General features: G+C 68.9%; 22 protein-coding genes. 11 read left to right on the top strand and 11 right to left on the bottom strand.

Annotation, left to right across the window (positions count from 1 at the left end):
- The first annotated feature begins 15 nt into the window (after window positions 1-15).
- Window positions 16-2,913, top strand: a complete 2,898-nt coding sequence (locus R8F63_01155) for an Hsp70 family protein (protein MDW3217192.1) — start codon at window positions 16-18, stop codon at window positions 2,911-2,913.
- Window positions 2,914-2,931: 18 nt separating this feature from the next.
- Here R8F63_01155 and R8F63_01150 read toward each other — a convergent pair whose 3' ends face one another.
- Complete coding sequence (locus tag R8F63_01150; protein ID MDW3217191.1) at window positions 2,932-4,170, bottom strand: hypothetical protein; 1,239 nt, start codon at window positions 4,168-4,170, stop codon at window positions 2,932-2,934.
- Window positions 4,163-6,076 (bottom strand): hypothetical protein, encoded by a 1,914-nt coding sequence (locus tag R8F63_01145; GenBank protein ID MDW3217190.1) that lies wholly within the window; start codon window positions 6,074-6,076, stop codon window positions 4,163-4,165. Before R8F63_01145 ends, R8F63_01150 begins: the two co-directional genes overlap by 8 nt.
- Before the next feature lie 66 nt (window positions 6,077-6,142).
- Between R8F63_01145 and R8F63_01140 the strand changes: the two genes are divergently transcribed.
- Window positions 6,143-6,784 (top strand): rhomboid family intramembrane serine protease, encoded by a 642-nt coding sequence (locus R8F63_01140; GenBank protein MDW3217189.1) that lies wholly within the window; start codon window positions 6,143-6,145, stop codon window positions 6,782-6,784.
- A gap of 25 nt (window positions 6,785-6,809) precedes the next feature.
- Here the strand turns inward: R8F63_01140 and R8F63_01135 are convergent, their stop codons facing one another.
- Window positions 6,810-7,448, bottom strand: a complete 639-nt coding sequence (locus R8F63_01135) for a hypothetical protein (protein ID MDW3217188.1) — start codon at window positions 7,446-7,448, stop codon at window positions 6,810-6,812.
- Between the two features lie 68 nt (window positions 7,449-7,516).
- Here R8F63_01135 and R8F63_01130 point away from each other — a divergent pair, with 68 nt between their 5' ends.
- Together R8F63_01130 and R8F63_01125 are read left to right on the top strand one after the other, a co-directional pair.
- On the top strand, window positions 7,517-11,278 hold the full coding sequence (locus tag R8F63_01130; GenBank protein ID MDW3217187.1) for a GDSL-type esterase/lipase family protein: 3,762 nt from the start codon (window positions 7,517-7,519) through the stop codon (window positions 11,276-11,278).
- Window positions 11,275-12,393 carry a PASTA domain-containing protein gene (locus R8F63_01125; GenBank protein ID MDW3217186.1) on the top strand — a complete coding sequence of 373 codons (1,119 nt, stop codon included), beginning with the start codon at window positions 11,275-11,277 and terminating at the stop codon, window positions 12,391-12,393. The genes R8F63_01130 and R8F63_01125 overlap by 4 nt, the downstream gene beginning before the upstream one ends.
- Before the next feature lie 45 nt (window positions 12,394-12,438).
- Here R8F63_01125 and R8F63_01120 read toward each other — a convergent pair whose 3' ends face one another.
- Window positions 12,439-12,684, bottom strand: coding sequence for a hypothetical protein (locus R8F63_01120; protein ID MDW3217185.1), 246 nt, complete (start codon window positions 12,682-12,684; stop codon window positions 12,439-12,441).
- 248 nt (window positions 12,685-12,932) lie between these two features.
- Here R8F63_01120 and R8F63_01115 point away from each other — a divergent pair, with 248 nt between their 5' ends.
- Together R8F63_01115 and R8F63_01110 are read left to right on the top strand one after the other, a co-directional pair.
- Entirely contained in the window at window positions 12,933-13,220 is a 288-nt protein-coding gene (locus R8F63_01115) for a hypothetical protein (protein MDW3217184.1), read from the top strand.
- A 75-nt stretch (window positions 13,221-13,295) separates the two neighbouring features.
- On the top strand, window positions 13,296-14,672 hold the full coding sequence (locus tag R8F63_01110; protein MDW3217183.1) for a hypothetical protein: 1,377 nt from the start codon (window positions 13,296-13,298) through the stop codon (window positions 14,670-14,672).
- Window positions 14,673-14,695: 23 nt separating this feature from the next.
- Here R8F63_01110 and R8F63_01105 read toward each other — a convergent pair whose 3' ends face one another.
- Entirely contained in the window at window positions 14,696-15,481 is a 786-nt protein-coding gene (locus R8F63_01105; protein MDW3217182.1) for a hypothetical protein, read from the bottom strand.
- 36 nt (window positions 15,482-15,517) lie between these two features.
- Window positions 15,518-17,584, bottom strand: coding sequence for a DEAD/DEAH box helicase (locus tag R8F63_01100; GenBank protein MDW3217181.1), 2,067 nt, complete (start codon window positions 17,582-17,584; stop codon window positions 15,518-15,520).
- Between the two features lie 38 nt (window positions 17,585-17,622).
- Between R8F63_01100 and R8F63_01095 the strand changes: the two genes are divergently transcribed.
- Window positions 17,623-18,003 (top strand): hypothetical protein, encoded by a 381-nt coding sequence (locus tag R8F63_01095; protein MDW3217180.1) that lies wholly within the window; start codon window positions 17,623-17,625, stop codon window positions 18,001-18,003.
- Here the strand turns inward: R8F63_01095 and R8F63_01090 are convergent.
- Window positions 17,992-18,921, bottom strand: coding sequence for an aldo/keto reductase (locus R8F63_01090; protein ID MDW3217179.1), 930 nt, complete (start codon window positions 18,919-18,921; stop codon window positions 17,992-17,994). The two genes, R8F63_01095 and R8F63_01090, sit on opposite strands and share 12 nt — an antisense overlap.
- A 52-nt stretch (window positions 18,922-18,973) precedes the next feature.
- Window positions 18,974-20,047 carry an adenylate/guanylate cyclase domain-containing protein gene (locus tag R8F63_01085; GenBank protein MDW3217178.1) on the bottom strand — a complete coding sequence of 358 codons (1,074 nt, stop codon included), beginning with the start codon at window positions 20,045-20,047 and terminating at the stop codon, window positions 18,974-18,976.
- Between the two features lie 81 nt (window positions 20,048-20,128).
- Here R8F63_01085 and heR point away from each other — a divergent pair, with 81 nt between their 5' ends.
- Window positions 20,129-20,890 (top strand): heliorhodopsin HeR, encoded by a 762-nt coding sequence (heR, locus tag R8F63_01080; protein ID MDW3217177.1) that lies wholly within the window; start codon window positions 20,129-20,131, stop codon window positions 20,888-20,890.
- Window positions 20,891-20,893: 3 nt separating this feature from the next.
- Here heR and R8F63_01075 read toward each other — a convergent pair whose 3' ends face one another.
- Together R8F63_01075 and R8F63_01070 are read right to left on the bottom strand one after the other, a co-directional pair.
- The gene (locus R8F63_01075) at window positions 20,894-22,219 is read right to left on the bottom strand and encodes an oxygenase MpaB family protein (GenBank protein MDW3217176.1); all 1,326 of its coding nucleotides are present in this window, start codon (window positions 22,217-22,219) and stop codon (window positions 20,894-20,896) included.
- A gap of 59 nt (window positions 22,220-22,278) precedes the next feature.
- Window positions 22,279-22,695: a MarR family transcriptional regulator gene (locus R8F63_01070; GenBank protein MDW3217175.1), complete on the bottom strand. Its 417-nt coding sequence runs from the start codon at window positions 22,693-22,695 to the stop codon at window positions 22,279-22,281.
- A gap of 112 nt (window positions 22,696-22,807) precedes the next feature.
- Here R8F63_01070 and R8F63_01065 point away from each other — a divergent pair, with 112 nt between their 5' ends.
- Together R8F63_01065 and R8F63_01060 are read left to right on the top strand one after the other, a co-directional pair.
- Window positions 22,808-23,899, top strand: coding sequence for a hypothetical protein (locus R8F63_01065; protein MDW3217174.1), 1,092 nt, complete (start codon window positions 22,808-22,810; stop codon window positions 23,897-23,899).
- 77 nt (window positions 23,900-23,976) lie between these two features.
- Window positions 23,977-24,405: a PilZ domain-containing protein gene (locus R8F63_01060; GenBank protein ID MDW3217173.1), complete on the top strand. Its 429-nt coding sequence runs from the start codon at window positions 23,977-23,979 to the stop codon at window positions 24,403-24,405.
- Window positions 24,406-24,414: 9 nt separating this feature from the next.
- Here R8F63_01060 and R8F63_01055 read toward each other — a convergent pair whose 3' ends face one another.
- Window positions 24,415-25,422 carry a hypothetical protein gene (locus R8F63_01055; protein ID MDW3217172.1) on the bottom strand — a complete coding sequence of 336 codons (1,008 nt, stop codon included), beginning with the start codon at window positions 25,420-25,422 and terminating at the stop codon, window positions 24,415-24,417.
- Between the two features lie 129 nt (window positions 25,423-25,551).
- Here R8F63_01055 and R8F63_01050 point away from each other — a divergent pair, with 129 nt between their 5' ends.
- Window positions 25,552-25,818, top strand: a complete 267-nt coding sequence (locus R8F63_01050) for a DUF4404 family protein (protein MDW3217171.1) — start codon at window positions 25,552-25,554, stop codon at window positions 25,816-25,818.
- Window positions 25,819-25,836 lie beyond the last annotated feature (18 nt).

The following is a 25,836-nucleotide window of genomic DNA, read 5'->3' as shown; positions in this document are numbered from 1 at the left end:
CAGAGGGGCACGACGATGGTGCAACGTTTCACGGGGGAGAAGATGGGCCAGAACGGCGGTTCCGTGTGGTGGTTGGCGGTTGATTTCGGCACCACGTACACGTCCGCCGCGATGCTCTCGGTCGAAGGACGGGTCGAAGTACTCGAGGTCGACGGCGTACGCCGCATGCCCTCGACGGTCGCTCTGCTCGCCGACGAGCTGGTGGTCGGCAACCCCGCAGATGCACAGGGGACGATGTTCCCCGGAGCCACCGAACGCAACCCGAAGCGTCTTCTCGGCCTCCGCTCACATCTCGCGCTCGACGGCGAGGCGATCCCGACGGTCGACGCCGTTGCCGCCGTGCTCACCGCCGTTCTCGACGAGGCCATGCGGCGTCACAACGGCGTCCCTCCGAACGGCGCCCTGCTGACGCACCCGGCCCGCTGGCCCCAAGCACGCCTCGACGCACTCGTCGACGCCGCCGAACGGGCCGGCATCACCGACGCGCAACTCATGCCCGAGCCGGTCGCCGCGGCCCTGCACTTCGCCACCGACAATGTGGCACCGGGCGACCATGTCGCCGTCTACGACCTCGGGGGCGGCACCTTCGACACCGCGGTCCTGCGTCGGACGCCGGGCGGCTTCGAGCTCGCCGGACCTCCGGGCGGTGATGATCGACTCGGCGGCGAGGACTTCGATCACCGGCTGGCCAACTTCATGATCGCCCACCTCGCCGGCGACGAACCCGACATGGCCGCGCAACTGACGGAGTCGGACGATCCCGAATGGACGACAGCGGCCGCTCAGGTCCTTCGCGTCGCTCGCGACGCCAAGGAGGCGCTGAGCCGGCAGACGACCTACCGCGCCCTCCTTCCCGCGCCGATCAACCACGAAGTCCGCGTCACCCGACCCGAATTCGAGGCACTCATCCGCGCCGACGTCCAGCGATCGATCGACGAGTTCAGCCACACGATCGAACGAGCCGGACTCGAACCCACCGATCTTGCGGCCCGCTATCTCACCGGCGGATCCAGCCGCATCCCGCTGATCAACCGACTCCTGACGGAGGCGTTCGACGATACGCCCGACACCTACGACGACCCCAAGGTCGCCGTCGCCATCGGCGGCGCCAAGGCCATGCAGTTGCCTCCGCCGCCGCTCATCGGACCGCCACCGGATCCGGCGACGATCATCAGCACCGCCGCCACCGTGCTTCCCCAACAGATGGAGCCTCCGCAGCAGACGGACCCCACAGAGGAACCGAAACCGGAGCAGCAGACCGCGAGTGGGGATCACGGGCCGTCCCTGGTCGACCGGATCGGCCCTCGTCGCCTGCTCGCCGGCGTCGCCGCGTTCCTGCTCGTCGTCCTCGGCCTGGCGTTCACCGTCGGTGGGGGCGGGGGCGACGACGAGGTCGGTTGGACGCTCACCGACGGAAGCGTGCGCTTCGACGCCGCGCCGACGGCGTCGGGGGGCACGGTCGAGAGGATCTGGGATCCCGACGGCGGCGAACTCGTGGGTCGAATCGTCATCGACAATCCGACCGACGAGACGATCACGGTGCGCCATGTGGAGTGGATTCCGAAGTCCATCGCCGCCCATGTCGACGATCTCGTGTTCAGTGTCGCGCCGGACGAGGTGATCGACCCGGATCCGATCGTTGCCTGGAGCGTCGAGCTGGCAGCACAGGAGCTCGTCCAGATCACCTACACCGCCGCGGTCGGCGACGACTTCGACCTCGAGGCTGCGGCCGAGGAGTGGAGTGCCGCGAACGCTGCGCTCGAACCCGGAGACGAGTTCGCCGCCGCATCGGACGGCGCATCCGGAAACGACCTCGGCGACGATGACGGCGAGGGCGACGGCGGAGACGCCGACGACGGAGACGGCGATGACGGCGAGGCGAACGACGACCCGGATGGCGACGCCGACGACGGAGACGGAGACGGCGACGAGGGCGACGACGGAGACGGAGACGGAGACGACGGAGAAGACACGACACTGTTGGGCGAGCTCTGCCCACCCAACCTGGAGGACTGCGACGACGAGGTGGAGCCGGTCGACCCGCCGATCGTCCCGACACCTGCGGAACCCACCACCCCCGACCCGCCGACGCCACAGGAGCCGCCGACGCCGCAGGAACCGACGCTTCCCGACCTCTCGGTCTTCATCACCGGGCCGTCGTCACTGGAGGAGGGTGAGAGCGGCACCTTCGGCGGTGGCGTCAGCGGTAACAGCGGCAGCTGGTCGATTTCCTGGACGTTCGGGGACAGTTCGAACGCGTCGACGCAGACGGTCAACCACTCCTGGTCGACCGCCGGTGCCTATACGGTCCGCGCCACCGTCACGGACGGCGCCGGCCGATCCGCCACCGCGACGAAAGCCGTCACGATCACGCCTGCGCCCCTCCCGGACCTCAGCGTCTCGTTCAGCGGGCCCTCCACACTCGACGTCGGCCAGAGCGGCTCGTACGACGCGACCGTGAGCGGTGCCGTCGACGGATGGACCATCAGCTGGGACTGGGACAACGGCGTCACGACGGTCCAGGACCCCGCCAACTACTCCTGGGCGGCTGCCGGCACCTACACCGTGCGTGCCACCGTCACCGACGGCGCCGGTCGGTCCGCCACCGCCACCAAGACGGTCACCGTGGTCGCGGTCAGCCTGCCGCTCCCGTCGATCACCGGAGCGAACGTGGTGACCGGGGCCGGCTCCGAGAACCTCTGCTCCAGCCTCGACCTCGACGACTACCACAGCCACGAGTGGACCCTCGAGAGCGCACTCCAGGGAAGCCTGGGCACCTTCACCAGCCCGTGCGTCACGATGACGTGCGGCGGCACCGTGACCGAGCTGTTCACGCTCTACCTGGACGTGTGGAACCCCGACCAGTCCTACGTCGGCCGAGCCGTGAAGCTGTTCTCGTGCGTGGCGAACTGACGACCGCCGAACCGCCGCTCAGCTCGCGGTCCAACAGGCGTCGTTGCCGAAGGTGGCGGTCTCGTTGCCGTCGGCGTCCTGGAGTCGGACGGACATCTCCACTCGCATCCTGGTGACCTCGAGTTGGGGTCCGTCGATCGTGGCCGTGACCTGGAGCGTGGACGGATCCAACCACACGGCGTCGACCGTGGCCTGCTCAGCGGGTAGGGCCGCGAAGTCCTCGTCGAAGACATTGCTCCTGACGTCGCCGCCGCTGAAGTTGACATCCACGGCGAAGCCGCCGCCCGGGTCGTAGGTGTTCGTCGCGGGATCGTTGTTCACGACGAAGCGGGGGTTGTACCAGCGCGTCGACGGCCCCATGGCCACCGACTCCCCGTCCCCGAGCACCGTCATGGTGAAGACGTAGGAACCGTTCTCGAAGACCACCGCGCCGGCGGTCGAGCCGAGCCGTTCCTCGACGAACTCCTGGTCGGCACGCTCCCGGATCGCGGCTTCCTCCGCGGCGAGGGCCGCGGCGTCCGGCGATGCGTCACCGACGGCGCACGCCAACGGTGGCCGGGATCCGGACGGATCGGTCGCAACCTCGCCATCGCCGGTCGGATCCTCGACCGGCTCGGAGGGCGTGCCGCCGTCCGTCGCGGAGTCTTCCGCCGCGGTGTCGTCAGCGGTGGGATCACCGCCGCCGGCGACCGTGGTCTCGCCATCATCGCCGAGCACCTGCGAACAGCCGTAGCCCAGCCCCGCGAGGATCCCGATCGTCACCACGATCCGGCGCCACCAAAGGCCGATCTGGTACTGCCGTTCCCGTTCCGGCTCGGTGCGCCGATCCTCTTCGAGCTGGTTCTGACGCCGCTTGTCGGCTTCGATCTTGTCGAGCAGCTCGCGCTGCTCGTCGAGGACCTCCTTCACCTTGCGGTCCGTCTCGGCCTGCGCGTCGGCGGCGTCGCCGGCCTCGATCGCCTCCTCGAAGTCGCGGATCTTGTCACCGATCAGATCGGAGAACTCGAGCTCGCCGTCGGGCAACTCGGATCCGGCATCGGCATCGGCCTCATCCGGCTCGGTGGTCTCCGCCTCGGGGTCGGGCGGGTAGTGCCCGCCGGTGATGACCCGCTTGCTGATCTCGAGATCGGGGATCACCGACTCCGGCAGGTTCTCCTCCCACTCGGTGCCGATCCAGTCCTCGAGCTCCTGCTCCTCGTCGTCGTCATCCTTCTTCGGGCCGTTCGGCCTCGGCGGATCGGGTGGGGAGTCAGTCACAGTCGACCTCCGCAGCGTCTTCTTCGTTCTCGCGGAGCTCGGCGAGCAGCGCTTGGGCCTTCTCCACCATTCGGCCGGCATCGCGACGGTCCTTGGACCGAGCCACACCGCCGGCCGCACCCGTCGGCAGCACCTGGAGGTCCGGCCCGGGAGCTCGTGATTCGACCCGCTTGCGGCGACCGCTGTCGATCCAGGCGTTGCTGCGACACACGAGGATCGCCACGCACTGCACGGTGACGATCGTCGTGGGGATACGCACCGAGATGCGCACGGCCGTGCGCTCCTGTTCGATGCCGGCGGACAGCTCCTCAACGAGATCAGTGTCCAGTTCTTCGAACGCCTCGGGGTTGAACGTCCGCCCGTGGCGGGCCCACGCACTGGTGCCGACCTCAACGGTGATCGGTCCGCCCGGCACCCGGAACTCCTGGCTCGACACGACCTCGCCGTCCTTCTCGGCGCCCTCCGGGCAGGTGTCCTCGTCCACGGGTGGCGGGTCGATCGTCGGCGGGTCGGTGATCACGCCGGGTCGGCCTCCGCCGGTCGTGGTGCCGCCGGTGGGGTCCGGCTCGGGCTCGGCGCCCGGCTCCGGGGCCGGCGGCTCGTCTTCGTCATCGGGCGGGCCGGCGGACCCGTCGCAGTTGTTGAGCGCAACCCGGGCGGCCTCGAGCCGGCGCCGCATCCGCTGGAAGTCCTCCCACGCCTCGGCACGGTCGGCGCGAGCCTTGTCCAGCGCCGCCTTGGCCTCGGGCAGGGCCGCGGCCGCATCGGCGGCCTCCTGCTCGAACGCCTCCCACTCCGCGAGCTGCAGGGCGTGCACGCGGGCGGCCTGCGCCTGCTCGGATTCCGACGCGTTCGGGTCGACCTCGACCTGCGGCGGCTGCTCACCGAGAGGATTGCGGGTGGCGGCCTCGAGACGGCCGTGGGCGTCCTTCGCCGCGGCCAGCTCCCGGTCGGCCTGCTCCCCCGCCGCGAACGCCGCATCCTTCGCCTCCCGAGCGAGCTCGAACTCCTCCCGCTCCGGGATGCAGTCGCCCGTCGGCGGCGGGACCGACCCGGACGGCCCTTCGCCGTCGTCGACGATCACGCCGGGCGGACCGGAGCTGGTGGCCTCCGGCTCGTCGTCGTCATCGCTCTCGTCGCCTCCCGGCGGGACGGGGATGAACTCGCCGAAATCCCCCGGATCGGCGCGGTAGAGGCGCTGCTGACGTCTCCGGTACAACAGGAACAGGGCGATCAGGAACAACAGCAGCAAGGCGAGGAAGGTGAGCGACTCCCAGTCGATGCCGCCGTCGTCGCTCGACCCGTCGACCTCGGTGGACTCACCATCGGCGGCATCCGTGGGCGCCGCGGCCCCGCCGTCGTCGGGCTCTGCCGCGGCGTCGGCCTCCGGATCCTCGGTCTCGGAAGGCGGATCCTCGACTTCGGGCTCGGGCTCGGGTTCGGGCTCTGGCGCCGGCTCGGGTTGGGGTTCCGGCGCGGCGCTCGCCGCGACGAGGAAGTCGATGAAGCCCTCGGGCATCTCCACGGTCGCGGACCATTCCTGGACGCAGTCGGTGCCGTAGAGATATTGAGCGATCAGCCGATTCCCGTCGACGCGGATGTCGTTGTACTCCTCGTCGCCGTCGGTCTCGAAGCTGATGTTGCCGTCCCCGTCGCTGCGGAACCGGCCGCTGTCACCCGTCGATCCCTGGGTGAACTCGATGTAGACGCCGTCGGCATCCTCACCGATCGTCGCGGTGTACGAGCCGTCCGTGAAGTCGCCGAAGCCGCAGGCCTCGTCGGTCTGGGCGAACTCACCCGACGCGGGCCCGGTGGAGCCGATGGTCGGGTCGTCCTGCGCCGAGGCGGGCGCGGCAAGCCCGAGGGTCCACAACCCGAGGACTGCCGCGAACAGGAGTCGCCGCATGGCCTCACCTCCTGGTCGACGGTACCCCAACCCGTTCTCCGGTGCCCGTGCCCTACCGTTGAACCCATGCCCGCGGTCGTCGAACCGACACCTTCGCCGTGGCGTCTCCTGTGGACGCCGGTCGGATTGATGGTCGTCGCCCTCGTGGCGATGTGGACGGTCGAGATCGTCGACACGGTCGCGTTGGACAGCGAACTCCAGACCAACGGTCTGCAACCGCGACGCCGGGCCGGGCTCGACGGCATCGTGTGGGCACCGTTCCTCCACGCCGACTACGGGCACATCGCGTCGAACTCGATCCCGTTCCTCGCGCTGGGAGGTCTCGTGGCCGCGAGAGGAATGCGCTACTGGGCGTGGGTCACGATCGCGGCGATCGTCATCGGCGGCGGCTTCACATGGCTGCTCGGCGGCAGCGGGAACCACATCGGCGCGAGCGGCATCGTGTTCGGCTACTTCGGGGCGATCCTCGGTGCGGCGGTGTTCGAGCGTCGCCTCCGGGCGCTCGGCGCGGCCCTGATCGCGCTCGGCTTCTACAGCAGCCTCATCGCCGGGTTGGTCCCGCAGGACGCCGTCTCGTGGGAGGGGCATCTCTTCGGATTGGTCGGCGGCGTGCTGGCCGCCAAGGCCCTGGCCGAACCACGCGTCGTCCCCGAGGAACGACCCGACGATCCCGAGCCGTGGGAGCTCGACGAGCCCTGGCTCGCCTGACGAAGGCTCGACCGCTCCCGAGCGATCAGTTGAGGAAGATCTCGTAGCGGTGGTCGTCCGTGGCGCATCGGGTGAACCCCATGCGCCGGAGATAGTCCGCGTGGTCCTTGTTGGACGCGGTCGCCCAGACGCACGACGGCGTGTGCTCACCGAACAAGGTCGACTCCCGGCTGTACACGTAGGTGCCGATCTTGAAGTCGCGGTACTGCGGAATCACGAAGTCCAGCTGCACCTCGAACGTGTCGTCGGCCTGCCGCTCGCCGATCAGCAGTCCGGCCGGGACCATGTCGCGCAGAACGAACGCGGTGACCAGGTCGGGGGTCGGCGCATACTCGAACTCGGGTTGGAAGTGCCCCTGGATCTCGTCGCGGTAGAACTCGAGGAAGTCGTTCAGGTAGCGCGACTCGGGCGCCACGTTCAACACACGGAAGACCTCGTCCTTGTGCCTCAGGAGCTGGCGCAGATACCAGAGGTGGATGCTCGAGGCGATCACGTTCACGGCCGCGATCGGGTACGCCTCGATGATCAGGGAGTACACGAGGAACGTCAGACCGCCGACGAGGCCGAGCAGCCGTAGCCGGAGGATCGACTTCTGGGTGATCGAAAGGACGATCAGCCCGGAGGCGACGTAGCCGATGAGCTCGACCCACAGTTCGTTGTCCATCGGCCGACCGTAGGCGCTGCGGGCGATCGGCTGTGCGCCTGCGCGGCGCCTGAGTAGAGTCGCACGCGGTGACGGCGAATCGGCGCGGGGCGGACGGAGTGCGGGCGGTGCTGGCATTCGTCGTGGTCGCGCTGGTGGCGGCAACATGTTCGTCGTCGAACGAAGCGGGCACGGACGCAGGCCCGTTGTCGACCGACGCGCCGACGTCACTCCTCGTCGGCGACGTCGGCCGAATCGACATCGCGGACAGCGGCTTCGCGGGAGCAGGACAACTCGTCGTCGAACGTGCGCCGGCGCCCTCTCTCGACGAGATCTCGCTGCCGTTCGACGTCCTCGCCGTGGGTGAGGGACTGGACGTCGACCTGACCGGTGATCCCGAAGGCTCGTTCGAGGTCGAGCTCACCCTTCCGCCCCGCCCCACGGACGATGCGCTCCCGATCGCGCTCCGACGGAGCGACGAGGGTTCGTGGGAGACCGTCGTCGGCCGCTGGGACCCAGACGCCGGCACGCTCACGGTCAACGTCGAGGAGTTCTCGAGTTGGTTCCCGTCGTGGCTGAACCCGGTGAACTGGGTGGCAGGTCTGATCGACGGCATCGCCGACTTCGTGACCGGACGGACCGATCCGCCCCACTGCAACAACGATCCTCCGCCGTGGGCCTCGATCTCGCCCGCCGGCAGCACCGCGCACACATGCCTGCAGTCGAACGTGGACGCCGAGACCGGGGATGTCCGGGTCGAGGTCCTCTTCAAGTCGAATCGGCGCAGCTTCCTCGCCGCGGACATCCCCCACGGCGTGGACTATGCGTGGGTCGAGGACCAGTCGGACTGGCTCCGGCCGATTCTCGCCTGGTTCACCGGCGAGGATTCCGACCGTCATGTACTCCTCCCCGGCGGCGACCAGTACTCGTTCGGGTTCGAGCAGCCCGAGTTCAACCAGGACGTGCACATCGTCATCCTGCCGACGCCGGGCACGATCATCCTGGATGGCGTGTTCTCCGTGCTCGGACTGGTGGGGGCGAGCCCAGAGGAGTGGTTCACCAGCCTGTTCGGCATCGCGAAATGCCTCGGCAGCGTGGCCGGGATCGACATCTACTCGTTCGATCTCACTCCGGAGTTCGACCTGCGCACGATCTTCGGGGCGTTGCTCGACTGTGTCTTCGACCTCGTGCCGACCCTCACCGACGCAGGTTTCGCAGCGGACTTCCTGGGCGATCTCGAGGCGAACGGCGTGGTCGAATTCACGGCGACCGGCCGCCAGGAGGCCCTCGACAGCATCACCAAGGGCTCTCGGTCGCTCGGGGCCGCCCTCTCGAAGATCAACAAGGCGATCGCCTTCGCCACCGTCGGCTTCGACGTCTACGACAAGATCGTCGACAACGCCGGTTTCACGTTCCAGCCCGCTGTACTCACCATGCTCGGCACCGAGGTCACCGATCCCCAGCCGGGCGACTTCGACATCGATCTCGGCGGCGTGGCCATCGGTGCGGGACCGCAGCCGATCTACTTCGTGCTCGACACGTCGGGTTCGATGGCCGACCCGGGCGATGACGGCAGCGTCAAACTCGAGACCGCCAAGGGCGTCGTACGAGACTTCGCCGGCCTGATCGAGCCCGACCAGCCGACCGGCCTGTGGACCTACCCGGCGCCGGTTGGTGGGAACTGCAACCCGGGCTACTCCCGCGTGCCGTTGGGCACACGCGACTTCTCCCAGATCATCGCCGTGTCCGACACCCTGTCGGCCGACGGCAGCACACCTACTGCCGAGGCGATCCGCGCGGTCGTCGCGGACTACCAGCAGGCGGGCTACGACCGGGGCACACTCCTCCTGATCACCGACGGCGAGTCGAAGTGCGACGATCCGTGTCAGGCGGCTCGGGACATCCTGGCCACGGGGTTTCTCCTCGAGGTGAAGGGGATCGCCTACGCAACGACCGAGGCGAGAACCGAGCTGGACTGCCTCAGCGAGGTGACCAACGGCGCATCGATCTACGCCGGCGACGAGGAAGCGCTCGCGAGAGCCGTCGACTCCGCCTCGCGACCGACGCTGTCGGTCGAACTCGATTTCGAGCGTTCCTTGGTCGCCGACGTCGGGGTGGGTGCCGGCGCGGCAGAGATCACCGCGACCGTACACAACACGTCCGAGACCGACGCCCGCAACGTGATCGTACGGTTGGATTTCGCGACCACGATCACCGCGACGATCAGCCCGGTGCGAGCCCTGGGCAACCTCGGTCCCGGCGAGGAGGCGTCCGTCACCTGGCGCTTCCCCGCGTCACTCGACCTCGCCGGACGCACCGTCGAGTTCGACGTCATCGCCGGCGCCGCGAACACCGACGAGCAGTCCGTTCAGGCGGGCGCGATACAGATCATCGACGCGTCGACCCGTGATGACGCCGGCGACATCCTCGACTGGTCCAACGTCGTCATCATGGGCGACAGCTACACGGCCGGCGAGGGCGCTGACGACTACCTCCCAGGAACCAACGATGCCCTGAACGGGTGTCATCGAAGCCTCGACACCTATCTGGTCGACGAGTGGGAGTTGGACGCGACGCAGATCCTCGCCTGCTCCGGCGCCGTCACCCGTGACCTCTACTACTCGCAGAGCGGAAACCTCGTCGACAGCCAACTCCAGCAGCTGCGCGACTACTCGTCGCGACCGGCCGGACCGCCCAACGCGGTGGTGATGACCATGGGCGGCAACGATGCGGGCTTCGGCGCCCTCATCAAGGCATGCATCCTGGCCACGGACCCCTGCAGCGAGAACGTGGACAAGGTGTCGTCGCAGGAGTTCTTCGACACCCGACTCGGCGCCCTCGAGGTCGGTATCACCGAGACGAATCAGGACGACCCGCAGAATCTCATCGCGGCCCTCGTCCACGCGTATCGCGCGATCGACGGCGTGCTCAACTCCCGAGCGGCCGTCGGCGAGCGGGGAACGACCGCACCCATCCTCATTCCCGCCTACCCCCTCGCCGTGCCCCGCACCGATCAGCCCTGCCTCTCGCTGCTGACCATCGATCAGAGCGAGCTGAACTATGTACAGAAGTTCGCCACCGGTCTGAACGCCCGAGTCGAGGCCGCTACGGCGATCGCCCGGGAGCACTTCGACGTGCCCGTATGGTTCGTCAGCACGACGGAGGACGTGTTTCAGCCCAACCACAGCATCTGTGACCGCGAGCCCTGGGCCCGAGGACTCGAGTCGTTCAACGGGTCCGGCCTCGACCTTCGCCTCGCGTTCCTGTCGCCCGCCGCGGCAACCGTCGAAGCCGCCCAGCGGGCACTCCAGGAACTGTTCCACCCCAATGACCTCGGCTACGACGCAATATCCCGCGGCATCGTGAGATGGACGTTGACCGACGAGGCAGCAGCGGCCGAGCAGTTCCTGATCGACGCCACGCCAGCGAACCCGGAGATCGTCCGGACGTGGGACGCGAGTGAGGTCGTTCTCGGGCCGGGTTCCGGGCCGCAGGCGCTGCAGATCCAGGGCCCGACCGGTGTCACCGTGCAAGGCGGCGGGTTCCTTCCGTCCTCGTCGGTGGACCTCCGAGTCGAGTCGACGCCCGTTGCGCTCGGCCAGGGATTCGTGGACACGGACGGCAACGTCTCGGTCGACGTGATCCTCCCGAGCCTCCCGGTCGGCGACCACACGGTGATCCTCACGGGTGTGGGCGACGACGCCGAGCCCCGTGTCGTCGAGATCGCCATCACGGTGTCCGAACCTGACACGCTTCCCCGGGAGTTCGTGTTCCTCGGCGTCGCCGCGCTCTTCCTGATCGTGGGCCTGGTGGCGCTGTTCATCGAGAGACGGAGGGCTGTCCGCCCATGACCGACATGCCACCGCCGCTGCCTCCACCCCCGCCGGACTCGGAGCCCCAGCCGGAACCGGAGGACAGTCGTCCACCGGTAGCAGCCGAGAAGCCGTCCCGCCGTCGTCGACCTTCGGCACGGACGATCAGCCGGGTCAGTCTCGTCCTGGTCCCGCTTCTGCTCGGCGCCGCCGGCGGCTGGTGGCTCAAGGGCGCGCTCGACGACGAGGTCGCCGAGCCGGCCGTCACGGAGGTCGGCATCGCCGTGATCCGTCCCGTGGAGGTCGTCGACACGCCGGTCGAGACGGGCGTGAGCGTCACCCCGTCCGTGGTCGGGCTGACCCAGGACCAGGCTCGGGCGGTGTTCGTCGATGCCGGACTCGGCGACGACGACGTCCGCATCGAACGCATCGACACCGCGGGCGAGGCCGGCCTGGTCATCGATCAGGACCCACGACCGGCGGAGCCGCTGATCGGCGACGTCGTCCTCTTCGTCTCGCGTCAGGCCGAGACGCCGGACCTCGTCGGCATGGCGACTGCCGATGCCCGGGAGGAGCTGGCCGACTTCGGCGCCCGCGGCGTGATCGTCCGCACCTATGTCGAGGGAGCCACGCCGGAGACCGTCGTCGAGACCACCCCGGCGGCCGGCGAGCCGCTCGATCACGAAGTCGAACTGCTCGTGGCCGAGCCGCCCGCCGCACTGTTCCTCACCGAGCTGCGTTCCGCCGAGAGCGGCGGCGGCTGCCAGCGCCGCGATGTGCAGATCAACGGCACGATCTTCGACGACTCGCTGACGTGCACGCCGGATCGCACCAACGTGGACTATCTGGAGTACGCCCTCAACCGGCAACTCTCCAGCCTCGACGCGACCATCGGTGTCTCCGACCTGGCGGACGACACGGCACGGGTGACGTTCCGGGTCCTCGCCGACGACCGGTCGGAGGAGTGGACGCTCGGCTACGGCGAGTCGCAGGAGATCAGCATCGACCTGACGGGCGTGCTGCGGGTGCGCCTCGAAGTCACCCGGGCTGCAGCGTTGGACGACGGCGGCGGCGTCACCGTCGGGTGGGGCAGCCCGGTCCTGCTCGGCTCGATCGAAGCGGTCGACGCCATGCGCAACCAGCCGAGCCCATGAACGGGTCGTCCGTCCCGCCGGCAGTCCTGCGAGGGACCGTCGAGGTCAACCGGTTCGGCTGAGGATGCCGCCGAGCGCGGCGGCCGCGGCGCCGATGCCGAGCACCATGAATCCTGGCGACATCGCGGTGAGGTAGTCCGCGACGTTGAGTTCGAGATACTGGTTCTCGTCGCTGCTGAGTTCGATCAGCGTCGCAAAGATCACACACACTCCGGCAATGGCGACCAGCCAGCCGATCATGCTGATGAGGCCGCCACTGTTGCCTGCTTGAGAGGTCGGTGCGGCTCTCATCGTCGGGGCTGCTGTCGGAGCCGGTGCGCTGGGCACCGGCGCCGAAGTGGGGGCCGGGGCAGACTGGGGCGGATACCACTTGCCGTCGGCGGCAACCCACCAACCCTCACCCTGTGATGTGTCAGCCAATGTGCTCTCCCTCTCCGAGTCGTGTCGCGAGCATCGACGAGTGTGTCATCCGTTCGGACCACCGCCAAGCGAGCGGATCTGGCCTACGGTGCTCCCGACCAACAAGACAAGGACGTTCCATGGCGGCAACGCTGACGATCAACACGAAGCACAACCCCCTCTCGATCTTTCTCTACATGACCAAGATCAACCTCACGATCGATGGGGTCGAGGAGCGGATCGGCTGGGGAAGCGAGACCCGTACGCTCGAACCGGGCTCGCATCAGGTCGATGTCTCGTTCCAGTACTTCGGCCGGGCCGTGGGCAAGTCGTCCACCACGCTCGACCTGGCGGACGGTTCGGAGACCACGCTCTCCTACAAGGCGCCGATACTGGTGACCAGCTCCGGCAAGGTCACCGTCACCTGACAGACGGCGGCGCGACGGACAGTCGCGAGCAGGCGAGCGCTCGACTCGCGCCGACTGATCCGTCAGACTGCGGTCATGATCCGTCGACGTGCTCGGTGGTCCTGTGTGATCGTGACGTTCGTCGTCTTCGCCGCGGCGTGCGGAGACGACGACGGAAGCGCGGGCGACACCACTACCGACACCGCACCGATATCGACGTCGACGTCTGAGCCGGCGGCGACATCCACCACGGTGCCGCCCTTGACGGCGTCGTTTCGCGGCGTGTCGGAGGACACGATCGAGCTCGGCATCGCGGGTGTCGATTTCAATCAGCTGCTCGACCTCGGCTTCATCGACTTCAACCACGGCGACGAGATCGCCATCTGGGATGCGCTGATCGCCGCGGTCAACGACGACGGCGGAATCCACGGCCGACGGCTCACGGCCATTCATGACTCGTACCTCCCCGTCGGCAACGTCGAGGCGGAGGAATCCTGTCTCTACTTCACCGAGGACAATGAGGTCTTCGCCGTGCTCGGCCTGTGGATCGGCGATTCGGTGCTGTGTCTCACCGAGACCCACCAGACCATCCATGTGGGTCACCTCATGCGTCAGGAGTGGATCGACCGGTCGATCGCCACCCTCGCATCGCCGGACATGGCCGAGGAGCGAGAGCTCCAGGTGCTCCTGGACGTCCTGTTGCTCACCGACCGTCTCGATGGACGAACGATCGGCGTCCTGACCAACACCTCGGCGGCGTCATCCGTGGACACCGTGGTGCGACCGTTCGTCGAGGCGAACGAGTTGGACCTGGGAACCGTCGGCGTGATCACCGACACCCAGGGCGACCAGATCGCCGTCGACCGCGAGATCCTGCGGTTCACCGAGAACTGGAAGCTCGACGGGGTCGATTTCGTCCTGGTCGTCGGCACCAGCGGGGTCGGCTCGATCGCGGACATCCGCGACGTGATGGGTGACATCGACGTCGCCGTGCTCGACGCCGAGACCTTCCAGCAGATCTTCGGGGCTGCGACGGAGGCGGAGCGGGACGGCTTCGACGGGGTGTTGACCGTCGCCGGATTGTCCTCCACCAACACCGAACAGTTCGAGGAACCCCTGCTCCAGGAGTGCATCACGACGGTGGAGGAAGCCGTTCCCGGCCTCACCGTGGTGCCCACCGCCGAACTCGTCGGGCCCGAGGACTGGTTCGCCGGGATCCGCGACGCCTGCTCGTCGCTCGCTGTATTCGTCGCCGCGGCCACTGCAGCCGGCACCGACCTCACCAACGAGACGTTCGAGGCCGGACTCGAATCGCTCGGGTCGATCGACCTCCCGGGGCAGGCGTTCTCGTCGTTCGGTCCGGGGAAGCACGACGGGGAAGACGGCTTCAGGCTCGTGGCGTTCGATCCCCACGACGGCGAGGAGGGCAGCTTCATTCCCCTCACCGAGATCGTGAACACGGCCGAGGGCTAGCGGGGCGCTTCCGGAGCCGGTCCTCAGGAGCGACTCGGCCAGTAGGCGATCGGGTTCTGCGAGTTCGACGCGAAGTCGACGCGCCGACCGAACGGCCCGACCCACGCCTCGAAAACCGGGCCGTGGCGCACGGGCTCGGCGGCGAAGCACCGACGACCATCGGCCCGCTGTGTCCACGAGCCGATCCGCATGACCGCTCTCGTCACGCCCTCGTGCACCGCGACCGCATGCTCGCACCCGCGCCGCTCCACCGAATCACGGCTGATCTTCCACCATGCCCGCGTGGCGTCGACCAGCTCCTCGAGCGTCATGCCGGGCCGATATCCGTTGCCCGCCCGCCGGACACCCGCCTCCATCTCCTCGGGCATGTCGGTCCAGCGACTGAGACGGATGAGAACGGCCGGGGGCGCGTCGGCGGGAACCGATTCGGCACCGTAGGCCGACGCGTACTCGCTCAGTGGGCGACGACCCACGCTGGTGCCGTGTCCGGCGACGGCGTTCGTGAGCCCGTCGAGGCTGTCGATGAGCGCCGCTTCGACCAGGAACGACTCCGGCTCGGTCAGCCCGTGGCGGACGATGTCGAGGCGCGGCTCGAGCCCCGCTTCTCGGATCGAGCGGATGCGAGCCAGCTTGGCCCGGTTGCGGCGGTCGTCGCCCTCGATGTCGGCCTCGAAGCCGTGGGCGAGAAGCCGTTGACCGGTCCCCTTGCCGATGTAGAACGTCGACCCGTCCCGAGGGTCCACGAGGGCGTAGACATAGAACGGTCCGAGCCGTTCCGCGACTTCGGGCGGTAGGGGGCGGTCGGCCATCGTGTCGGTCTACCCCAACGATGGGCGCCGTCAAGGTCATTGCCCCGACGCGAGGCCAACGGGAACGACGCGCTCGCATCCGGCCCGGCGCAGCTCGCGCGCCGCGACGGTGACGGTCCACTTGCTGTCGATCACATCGTCGACGAGCAGGCACGAGCCCACGATCGGCGTCTGCACCGCGAAGGCGTTCCAGACGTTGCGGAGCTGGGCGTGGGAGTTGCGCATGCCCACCTGGAGCTCCGTCGACCGCGTCTTGGTGACCGTGTCGTGCACCGGTAGCCCGAGACGGTCCCCGAGGCGGTGCGCCAGCCCGGACACGAGTCCGGGATGTCGCTCCGACGGGATGAAGCCGATCCAGTCGGGCATCGGCGTGATCGACGCCACGCACATCTCGGCGAGCGCATCGACGAGGGCGTCCTCGAAGGGTCCGCCCGCGTCCCTTCCCTGCCGAACCACCGGACCCCACCCGGCCCCGCCCAGGCGGGTGAGACACCACCCGTCGTCGGCCTGCTCGTCGGCGGCGATGCGCCCGGAGACCTCCTCCAGACCGGCCGGCCACTGCTTTCGCCGGCCGATCGCGACGAAGTCGCGGCGCAGACGCTCGTCGGCCTCGGCCATCACCGCCGAATCCGGGTCGGTGCCGAACGTGTCGCCGCGGCAGTTGTCACACACACCGCACGGCGGGGACTGCGGGTCGTCGAGCAGACGCCGCAGGTAGGCCATGCGACAGCCGTCGATGCGTTGGTACTCCTCCATGGCCGCCTGCTCTTCACGGCGCCACGCGTTGACCTGACCGACCCGTTCGCGCGGATAGACCCACGGCTTGGCGGTGCGGATCCAGGCCGACCCGACCTTCGCCACGATCTCCTCCACTTCGAGCTGCACCATCAGGTTGTCGAGCCGGCTCGTGCCGATGTTGACCGCGACGGCGAGCTTGCCCCGACTCACCGGATCCTCACCGTCGCCGAGCGCACCGAGGATGGCGTCCACCTCCTCCTCGGCCGGGAACGCCTGGGAGATGAACCAGTCCTGGATGTCGCGGTCCTCCGACCCGCTGAGCAGGACGCCGTAGCTCTCGTCGAGCGCTCGCCCAGCCCGCCCCACCTGCTGGTAGTAGGCGATCGGGCTCTGGGGCATCTGGTAGTGGATGACGAAGCCGACGTCGGGCTTGTCGTAGCCCATGCCGAGCGCGGATGTGGCGACGATGCACTTCATCTCGTTGCGGACGAAGGCATCGAGCGTCGCCTTCTTCTCGGCGACCTCGTCCTCACGGCCCCCGCCCACGTACTCGCCACAGTCGATCCCGTGATCTCGGAGGAAGGCGGCCACCAGGAAGACGTCGCTCACGGTCAGGCAATAGACGATGCCGGAGCCGGGGAGGCGGGGGATGTTGGCGGCGAGCCAGCCGAGACGCGCATCGGCGCGCCGCTTGTCGGTGTGCACCTCGAGCCGCAGGCCGTCGCGGGCGAGCGCGCCGCGGATGGTGAGGATGTCGTCGCCGAGTTGGGAGGCGACGTCGGCCACGACCCGGTCGTTGGCGGTGGCGGTGCAACCGATCACCGGCACGCTCGCCGGGAGTCGGGCCAGGAAACGCCCGATGCGGCGATAGTGGGGACGGAAGTCATGACCCCAGTCACTGATGCAGTGCACCTCGTCGACGACCACGAGCCCCACCCGGCTCCCAACCTGCGGCAACCACTCGTCGCGGAACACCGGATTGGCGAGCCGTTGCTCGCTGATGAGGACGAGGTCGACCTCGTCGGCGTCGAGCCGGTCCTTGATCTCGTCCCACCGGTCGCGGTTCGTCGAGTTGACCACCGCGGCACGAAGCCCCATGCGGGCCGCCGCCTCCACCTGATTGTCCATCAGCGCGATCAGCGGTGAGACGAGCAACGTCGGCCCCGCGCCCCGATCACGGAGCATGCGGGTCGCGATGAAGTAGACCGCCGACTTTCCCCAGCCGGTGCGCTGCACGACCAGCACCCGGCGGCGGTCCTCGACCAGTTCGCGGATCGCCGCCAGCTGCCCGTCGCGAAAGGTGACGTCGTGACGGTCGGTCAGGGCCCGGAGATGGCCGGTCGCCTCGGCTTCGATGTCGTCCACGACCCCGGTCTACCCCACCACTGCGCGATGCTGACGCGGTGTTCTTCCCGTACCGCATCGATTCCCGCTTCCGCCCGCTGCTGAAACCGTTCGGTGTCGGCGACGACGACGGCGTCACGCTGGCCGACGAGCACCTCACCGCCACCTTCGGTCGCGCTCGCCTGCGCACGCCGCTCGCCAACGTCACCGAGGCCCACGTGACGCGGGACTACCAGTGGTGGAAGGCGATCGGAATGCGGCTCTCGTTCGCGGACGACGGACTCACGTTCGGCACCGCCACGCACGGCGGCGTGTGCGTGCACTTCGACGAGCGGGTGCGGCGGGTGATCGGATTCAAGGACCACTCGGCGCTCACCGTGACCGTGGACGATCTCGACGGACTCGCCGCGGCGATCACCGACCTCCGCTCAGCCCAGTAGCGCTTCGAGCTCCGTCCGCTCCTCCGCGGTCATGGCCCACGACCCGGCCGCGGCGTTGCCGGCGGCCTGCTCGGCCTTGGTGGCTCCGGAGATGACCGTTGTCACCTGCGGGTTGGACGTCAGCCAGCTCATCGCCGCGTCCAGCACGGTGCGTCCCCGCTCGGCTGCCCACGCGGACACGGCTTCGACCACGGCGAGTCGTTCGTCCGACAGGAAGAACCCGGCCCGCTCGCCCCACGCCTCGAGTCGGCTGCCGGCGGGCAGCTCCGCACCCGCCGTGTACTTGCCGGTCAACACGCCGGACTCCAGCGGGAAATACGGCACGAACCCGATGCCGTGGCGGGCACACGCCTCCAGGACGCCGTTGGACTCCGGCTGACGGGTCAGCAGGCTGTAGTGGTTCTGAACCGTCACGAAGGACGCGCCCGTAGCGGCCCCGGCTGTCGTCGCTTCGTCGAGCTGGTCGGCCGAGAAGTTGGAGCACCCGAGCTCGAGGACCTTCCCCTCCGCAACCAGGTCGGCCAGCGCGCCGAGTGTCTCGCCGATCGGCACCGACGGGTCGGGGTTGTGCATCTGGTAGTGGTCGATGCGATCTGTGCCGAGCCGCTCGAGCGATCCGTCGACCGCGGCACGCACGGCCTCGGGGCTCCCGTTCGGCGGTGCGCCGTCCTCGGCCGGCAGCATCCCCCACTTGGTGGCGATGGCGACCTGATCCCGACGGCCGGCGAGCGCGGCGCCGAGATAGCGCTCGGAGGTGCCCCCGCCGTATCCCTCGGCCGTGTCGAAGTAGGTGATTCCGGCCTCGATCGCCGCGTCGACCACCACCTTCGTCTGCGCCTCGTCGATGCGCATGCCGAAGTTGTTGCACCCCAGCCCCACCACCGACACCTCGAGCTGACCGATCCGTCGTGTCTCCATCCGCAGATCATGCCGCACCGGCACGATCGTCACCGGATCGACAACCCGAAGATCACTCGGCCGGCGACCACTGGGACCCGGGACGGAGCCGGTAGACCCGCTCCTCACCGATGTGGCGCAACGAACGCGTCCCGAGACTCCGCAGGGAGAACCGCCGATCGCCGGCCAGCGCGTCGCGCAGATCCTGGCTCACGTTGATCGCGCCGGACCGACCGATCCCGACCAGCCGATTCGCGAGGTTCACCACCGGGCCGTAGAGATCACCGTCCCGCGTGAGGATCGGTCCGTACGCCATGCCGACGCGCACCCCGTTGAGCATCGGGTCCTCGGCCACGGCGGCCTGCAACGCGAGCGCGAGCCCGGCACCGGCGACCGGGTCGGCCACGGTGAACATGGCAGCGTCGCCGATCATCTTGACGACCCGTCCACCATGCTCGACCACGAGCCCCTGGACCAGCAGGTCGAAGTGACCGACCACGACGGCGAGGTCGGCATCGTCCAGCTCGAGGCTGAGCTCGGTGAAGCGCACCAGGTCGACGAACCCGACGACCTGGCCGCCGGATTCGGCGTCCATCACCAGATCGACTCGGCGTCGCGCAGCTGCCCGCAGATGACGCTTGAACGAGTAGTCGACCACCTGCGAGAGGAACGGCAGCAGTTCGCCGGCCCGTAACGCGACCGAGTCGCGAGCGCCGGGATCCTCGGTCGCCGCGTTCGCCTGCATCTCGACCGCGTCCACCACCGCCGTGGCGATCTGCGACATCGACTGGCCGAGCACGCGCGCGATCTGCAACGACAGCGCCGGATCGATCACCTCGGCGTCGGCGAGGCTCGCCATCGTCTCCAGGACCCGCACGTCGGACTTGGTGAACGCGGGCTCGTCCTCCATCGGTTCGACGAAGCCGAGACTGCGCCAGAGCACCCGCAGCACATCGGGATCGGCATCCACCTTCCGCGCGAGATCGGCCACCGTGTAGCGCCCGCGTTCGGGCAGCACGAGTCGGTCGATCGCGAGCAGCTCGGCGGTCCCCGACTCCTCGGCGTCGGTGATCTCGTCGGGCGGCACGCCGAGGCTCTCGAGCACCTGCCTCGCGGATTTCTGCCGACGCCGCCGGTACCTGGCCATCGGACGAGCGTACGGTGCATCCAACGGCGACCCGCGCCACGTAGAGCATCACATGACGCCACGGATCCGGAGGACCACGCCTTGATCGAACTCACGGCAAGCCGCGCCACGAACCTGCGCCGCTGGAATCTCGGCCTGACGCTCCTGCACGGCGCGCAGGCCGCGTTGATCCTGGCGTTGACCAGCTCCTTCGCGATCACGATCACGACCTCCCCGCCGACCGGCCCGCCCGGCACCCCCGCGTCCGCACCCGACAGCCTGGTCGACGTCGTCATCGGCCCGGTTGTCGCGCTCTTCCTGGTGCTCGCCGCCGTGGACCACCTCCTGACGGCGACGGTCGCGCGCGACGCCTACGAACGCGACCTCCGGCGGGGCATCAACCGGTTCCGCTGGGTCGAGTACTCGGTGAGCGCCACGATCATGGTGCTGCTCATCGCGGCCTACTCGGGGATCACCGGGATCACGACACTCGTCGCCATCGCCGGCGCCAACGTCGCCATGATCCTCTTCGGCTGGCTCCAGGAGACGACGAACCCACCCGACCGCACGACCACATCGATGACACCGTTCTGGTTCGGCACCGTCGCCGGGATCACGCCGTGGATCGCGATCTGGTTCAACACCCTGACCGCGGACACCGTGCCCGGCTTCGTCTACGGCATCGTCATCGTGGAGACCGTGCTGTTCTTCAGCTTCGGCCTGACCCAGTGGCTCCAGTACCGCCAGGTCGGCCCCTGGGCGGACTACTTCCACGGCGAGAAGACCTACCTGGTGCTCAGCCTGGTCGCGAAGTCGCTCCTCGCGTGGCAGATCTACGGCGGCTCGCTGGCCCCCGAAGGCTGACGCTCAGGCCGCGCCCGCGAGCCGGTACCGGCCCGGATCGGTCACGAAGTCGGCGTGGCCGTAGGAGTCGAGCAGGTGGGCGAGCCGGGCGTTGAGCCGCCGGTCGACGAGTCCACCCACGCCGGGAAGCCGGAGCCCGATGCGGTAGAAGATCGTCCGCCCGAACACGGCCGCCGCGGCCATCGCCGCCGCCACCTTGTGCGTGGCCTCGAACGTGATCCCGATCGCGGCCGCCCGCTCCGTCTCCCCCCGCATGAAGTTGTTGACGAGCACGAAGCGGGAGAACCCGTCCTCGAGCCACGAGTGGATCCGGCCCTGCACCGTCGACCGGTCGAAGAGGTCGACCCCCATCGTGCCCCGCACCAGCGACCCGCAGATCTCGTCGTCGTATCCCTCGCGCAGAGTGATGTGGCGAGCCGTCAGCAGGTCGACGATCTCTTGGGGCGTGTCGCCCAGCAGGTCCTCGGGGAGCCCGAGCAGGAAGCACCGGTACCGGGCGAGCTCGACGGTCGCCTTCTGCTCCGGGGTGAACTCGGTGCGGCCCTTGGCGAGCAGGCGGGCGGAGAGGAAGAACGTGCCGATCGTGCCCGCCGGCATCTGGTCGACCTGCGGGATCGGGATGCCGTAGGTGGCAACGTCCCAGCTGCCCGACGACAGCAGGTGATAGCGCACCATCGAGTGCATCAGCCGCACCTTCGCCGCGGCCTGGAAGCCCTTGCCGTGGCGGTCGAGGGCGCCGGGCAGGGTGGTCGCGGTGAAGAAGCTCGCCGTCTCGAACACCCGCTTGCGGGCGGCCTCGTCGGACAACGTCCCCGTCATGGTCATGGGCAGGGCGGCGTACTTGTTGAGGAACGTGGCGAGGAAGGCGCCGCGGATCGCGAACGGGGTCGCCGTCGCCATCGGGATCCGTTCGGCCGCCGCGCCCCGGGCGACGAGATCCATGTCGACCCAGTCCGGTGTGTCCTCCATCGAACGGATGAACGCCACCAGCTCCGGCGGGGCGTCCTCCACGTTCTCCACGCCGCGCTCGCACGCGGCGTCCAGCATGTCGACGAGGGACCGGAAGCCGTGAACGGGGATGAGCGCCGCGTAGGCGTCGGCCACCCGGTCGCCGGTCATCGTGTAGTTGCGGACCCGCTCGATCAGGTCCGGGCGGTCGAAGACGCGGTCGGTCGCCTCCTTGTGGCGCCGGAACCGCTCGTCGTCTCGGGTCGCGGTGTCGTCGAGACGCTCCGGGACGATGGTGAAGTCGACGTCGCCGTAGAGCGCGGCGATCTCGTCGCGCTGGCGGACAACGGTGTCGGCGTAGGCCTGGGTCTGCACGAGCACCAGTCAACCGTGTCGGGGTGGCAGCGTCGAACCAGCCTTCGGGCGGATGAGGCCGGCGGTCACGGCGCGAGGCTGGCCCGCAGCACGCCGACCAGCTCCTCGAGGCGGCCGGGCTCGACGCCGAGCGGGGCGGCGGCGAGCAGGCGTCGGCGTAACTTGCGGCTCCGGGTGGCGACCGTCCGGCCCTCGGGCGTGAGCGCACAGACGACGCCGCGCCGGTCACCGGGGATGCGGTCGCGACTCACGAGGCCCTTCTGTTCCAGTCGGTCGATCCGGGCGCTGACCGTCGCCTTCCCCGCGGCCCGCATCGTGGCGATCGCGCCGACGCGTTGTGGGCCCTGCGCGTGCAACAGCCGGAGCACCTGGAGGTCCTCCATCGAACCGACACCTTGACGGGCTGCATCGACGCGGTCGATGCGGTTGAGCTCGGTCTGGAGGTCCGCGATGGCGGTATCGAGTCGGTCGACGTCGGTCATGCCCGTGAGCCTACCGGATCGTCTCGTTCTCAGATAGTCCAATAGTTTGACAATATTGCATGCGTCCGGCATACTCGGACCCAGAGCGGACCGACCGCTTCGAAAGGAATGGATGCCCGCGCTGCAGAGCACGAACCCGAACCCCACCACCGATGAGGCACCGTCGCCCGGGGCCGTTTCGCCCGTCGCCGCCACCCGTCCCGCCCCCACCGCGATGGATCGCCTCCGATCCATCTACCGCTCCCCCGGCCCGTACACGACCGTGTACCTGGCCACCCGACCGCTCCTCCCCCACGCCGAGCGCGATCTCTCCGAACGCTGGCAGGAGATGCGCGCCGAGCTCGAGACCCAGTGCGCGCCCCTCGATGCGCTCGAAGCCATCGACGCCCGTCTCGCGCTGCCCGATCCCGACGACACCGCCGGCGTGTGCGTCATCGCCGCGGCCGACGGCAGCACGGTCGTCGAGTACGGCATGGAACCGCCCCGGGTCGACGTCGGCGTCATCGACACGTTGCCCCACGTCGGACCCATGCTCGAGTGGCAACAGCGCCGCGTCCCCCATCTCGTCGTGACCGCCGACCGGTTCGGCGCCGACATCGTGACCTTCGGCGCCGACCACTTCTCCGACCTCGACACGATCGAGGGCGACGCCACCATCATCGCCCCGATCGTCAGCACGACGGCCACGGCGATCGGTGCCCGTCTGGTCGTCGTCGGCGGCGATCCCGCGACGGCCCAGTCGCTGGCCGACGAACTCACCACCGTCACCGCACCGTGGTGCCATGTGGTTGCGTGCCTCGACGAGAACGTCGACCAACTCGCCGACACCACCGTCCGTCACGTGAGCGATGCCGCCGCCCGCACCACCGTCGGGTACCTGCGCGAACTCCGCTTCCTCGCCACCCACGACGCCGGCATCGACGGGACCGACGACACGATCGCCGCCCTCGTCTCCGGGGTGCCCGGCGTGCTCCTCGTCCACGATGACCCGACCGACGACCGTCGGATCTGGATCGGCAAGGCTCCCTTCCAGCTGTCGCAGGACAAGAACACCGAGTGCCGCGAGCAGGCGCGACTCGTGGACGCCGCCATCTGGTCGGCCGTGTTGCAGGGCATGGACGTCCACATCATCCCGACCACCGGCCACACCGGGCCCGACGACAACACCGCGATCATCGATCGCGGCGCGCCGGCCCCGAGCTGACCACGGGCGGCGACCTCAGGACCGCGCCGGTCCGCGCCGATAGGAGACCAGGAGTCCCAGCCCTGAACCGAGTCTCCATGTCGTTCTTCTACCCCATCGACTCCGCGCTTCATCGGCCGGACGGCCGCAGCGGCCGCGACGACCGCCTCGTGCGGCGCTTCCTCACGGGCGGACGGCTGCACATCCATCTGCGCCTCGGCGGGGCCGACGCGTCACGGAGCAGACCGATCGCCGCCGAGGTGATCAATCTCTCCATCACCGGCGCGCTCGTTCGGTTCCCGGCGAAGTTGCGGATGAAGCCGGGAGCGACGGTGACGCTCGGCAACCCGCCATCGACGGTGGTCTGCCGGGTCGTGCACACGGCGATGATCACCGCGGATCAGCAGGATCTCGGCGTGGAGTTCGTCGAGCCCACCGATGCCTTCTGTGCCGACGTCAGCCGCGCCGTCGGCGCGCTTCGCCGGGACCGGGGCCACGTACTCGCCGCCTGGCACCGCCCGAACTGACGGCCGCCCTCACCCCTGCGGAGGCAGGCGCTCGCCGCGGGCGACCGGGAACCAGTGATGATGGTGAGCGCCCGTGACCTCGTAGATCGCCGTGCCGGTCCAACCGTCGGTGGTTCGCACCTCGGTCTCCACGAGGCCGCCGCCGACCGGCCCGTAGCGCTGGGCCCAACGCCCGTGCGTCTCCACCTCGATCGTGCGGCCACCCTCGAGCGTGAACCACGCCGTGCCCGCCAACCCGTCGACCGTCTCGCCGTGCTTCTCGTAGGACACCTCGTTGCCGGCATCGTCGATCCAGTGCAGGTCGTAGCGGAAGTCGACCACGGGGATCGGGTCGCTCATGTCCGCCGGCGCGAAGCAGCCGTCCGTGTAGACGCGGGCGCCGTTCGGGTACTCCCAGTTCCAGATGCCGAGCATTCCCTCGTCGAACTGGATGGCGAACCACATCCACAATGGGCAGCGGGCGTGATCGCGGATCCCCCACGAATGGTCCCGCTGTCCCCACCAGTTCTCGACCTCGTAGGTGACACCGTCGTGCGTGTAGGTGCCGTCGTAGCGCCCACTCTGGATCATGTGGGACTGATCCCAGATGATCTCGTGGCCGGCCTTCATCGTGCCCCGCCGGTACCCGTTCTCGCGGGTGCGGGCGGTGAACGTGAGGTCGAGCGACACCGGCGCATCGGGATGGTCGTCGACCGTCAGGCGCACCTCCCGGTACGGCTCGACGATCTCGATCGTCGCCGGCGGTACGACGAGCGTGTGCGGGTCCCCGTCGTAGGGACGGTGGTGACGAGCTGCCGTCATCTCGCCACCGACCCGGCCGAGTTGGAGCACGTCCACCTCCTCGGCCTTCGGGAAGTGCGCCATCGTGAGGATGAGGACGTCGCCGAGCCGGTCTCGCGGATGGGCGATGAAGAAGAGGCTCTCGCGCCAGAAGTCGTGGTGCGTCTGCACGTTGGGCAGCGGCTCGGGGATCTGGTGGACGAAGTACTCGTCCATCGGCGTCAGCGGCACACCCATGGCGGCTCCCGGTCGTCGGTGGGCTGGCGAGCGTACGCGGGGGCCGACGGGCGGGCCAGCGCCGGGCAGGAGCCAGTTGCGTCATGATCGGATAGAACGTTGGCCAGGCCGAACCGGGAGCGCACCCACGTGAGCAACGACGACCAGGACATCTCCGAGCTCCTCGACGAGCTGCGATCCACCATCGCCGCCACGGACGGCATGACCGCTGACGACCGTCGCCAACTCGACGCACTGGTGCGGCGCATCGAGGTCCAGGCCGACGAAGACGAGGACGACGACCCGAACATCCTCGACCATCTCGACGACGCGCTGTCCCGCTTCGAGGCGGAACACGTGGGCCTGGTGAACACGATCAACCGCATCGCCAACGCCCTCTCCGCCGGCGGGATCTGACCGCCCGGCGGGCCACCT

The organism is Acidimicrobiales bacterium (assembly GCA_033344915.1).
Taxonomy (GTDB): domain Bacteria; phylum Actinomycetota; class Acidimicrobiia; order Acidimicrobiales; family Aldehydirespiratoraceae; genus JAJRXC01.
This window is presented reverse-complemented; position numbering and strand designations above follow the sequence as displayed.

Coding starts and splice junctions, on each gene's coding strand:
- R8F63_01155 (MDW3217192.1), top strand. CDS start 16: ATGGTGCAACGTTTCACGGGGGAGAAGATGGGCCAGAACGGCGGTTCC.
- R8F63_01145 (MDW3217190.1), bottom strand. CDS start 6,076: ATGCGGCGACTCCTGTTCGCGGCAGTCCTCGGGTTGTGGACCCTCGGG.
- R8F63_01140 (MDW3217189.1), top strand. CDS start 6,143: ATGCCCGCGGTCGTCGAACCGACACCTTCGCCGTGGCGTCTCCTGTGG.
- R8F63_01135 (MDW3217188.1), bottom strand. CDS start 7,448: ATGGACAACGAACTGTGGGTCGAGCTCATCGGCTACGTCGCCTCCGGG.
- R8F63_01125 (MDW3217186.1), top strand. CDS start 11,275: ATGACCGACATGCCACCGCCGCTGCCTCCACCCCCGCCGGACTCGGAG.
- R8F63_01120 (MDW3217185.1), bottom strand. CDS start 12,684: ATGAGAGCCGCACCGACCTCTCAAGCAGGCAACAGTGGCGGCCTCATC.
- R8F63_01115 (MDW3217184.1), top strand. CDS start 12,933: ATGGCGGCAACGCTGACGATCAACACGAAGCACAACCCCCTCTCGATC.
- R8F63_01110 (MDW3217183.1), top strand. CDS start 13,296: ATGATCCGTCGACGTGCTCGGTGGTCCTGTGTGATCGTGACGTTCGTC.
- R8F63_01105 (MDW3217182.1), bottom strand. CDS start 15,481: ATGGCCGACCGCCCCCTACCGCCCGAAGTCGCGGAACGGCTCGGACCG.
- R8F63_01090 (MDW3217179.1), bottom strand. CDS start 18,921: ATGGAGACACGACGGATCGGTCAGCTCGAGGTGTCGGTGGTGGGGCTG.
- R8F63_01085 (MDW3217178.1), bottom strand. CDS start 20,047: ATGGCCAGGTACCGGCGGCGTCGGCAGAAATCCGCGAGGCAGGTGCTC.
- R8F63_01070 (MDW3217175.1), bottom strand. CDS start 22,695: ATGACCGACGTCGACCGACTCGATACCGCCATCGCGGACCTCCAGACC.
- R8F63_01065 (MDW3217174.1), top strand. CDS start 22,808: ATGCCCGCGCTGCAGAGCACGAACCCGAACCCCACCACCGATGAGGCA.
- R8F63_01060 (MDW3217173.1), top strand. CDS start 23,977: ATGTCGTTCTTCTACCCCATCGACTCCGCGCTTCATCGGCCGGACGGC.
- R8F63_01055 (MDW3217172.1), bottom strand. CDS start 25,422: ATGGGTGTGCCGCTGACGCCGATGGACGAGTACTTCGTCCACCAGATC.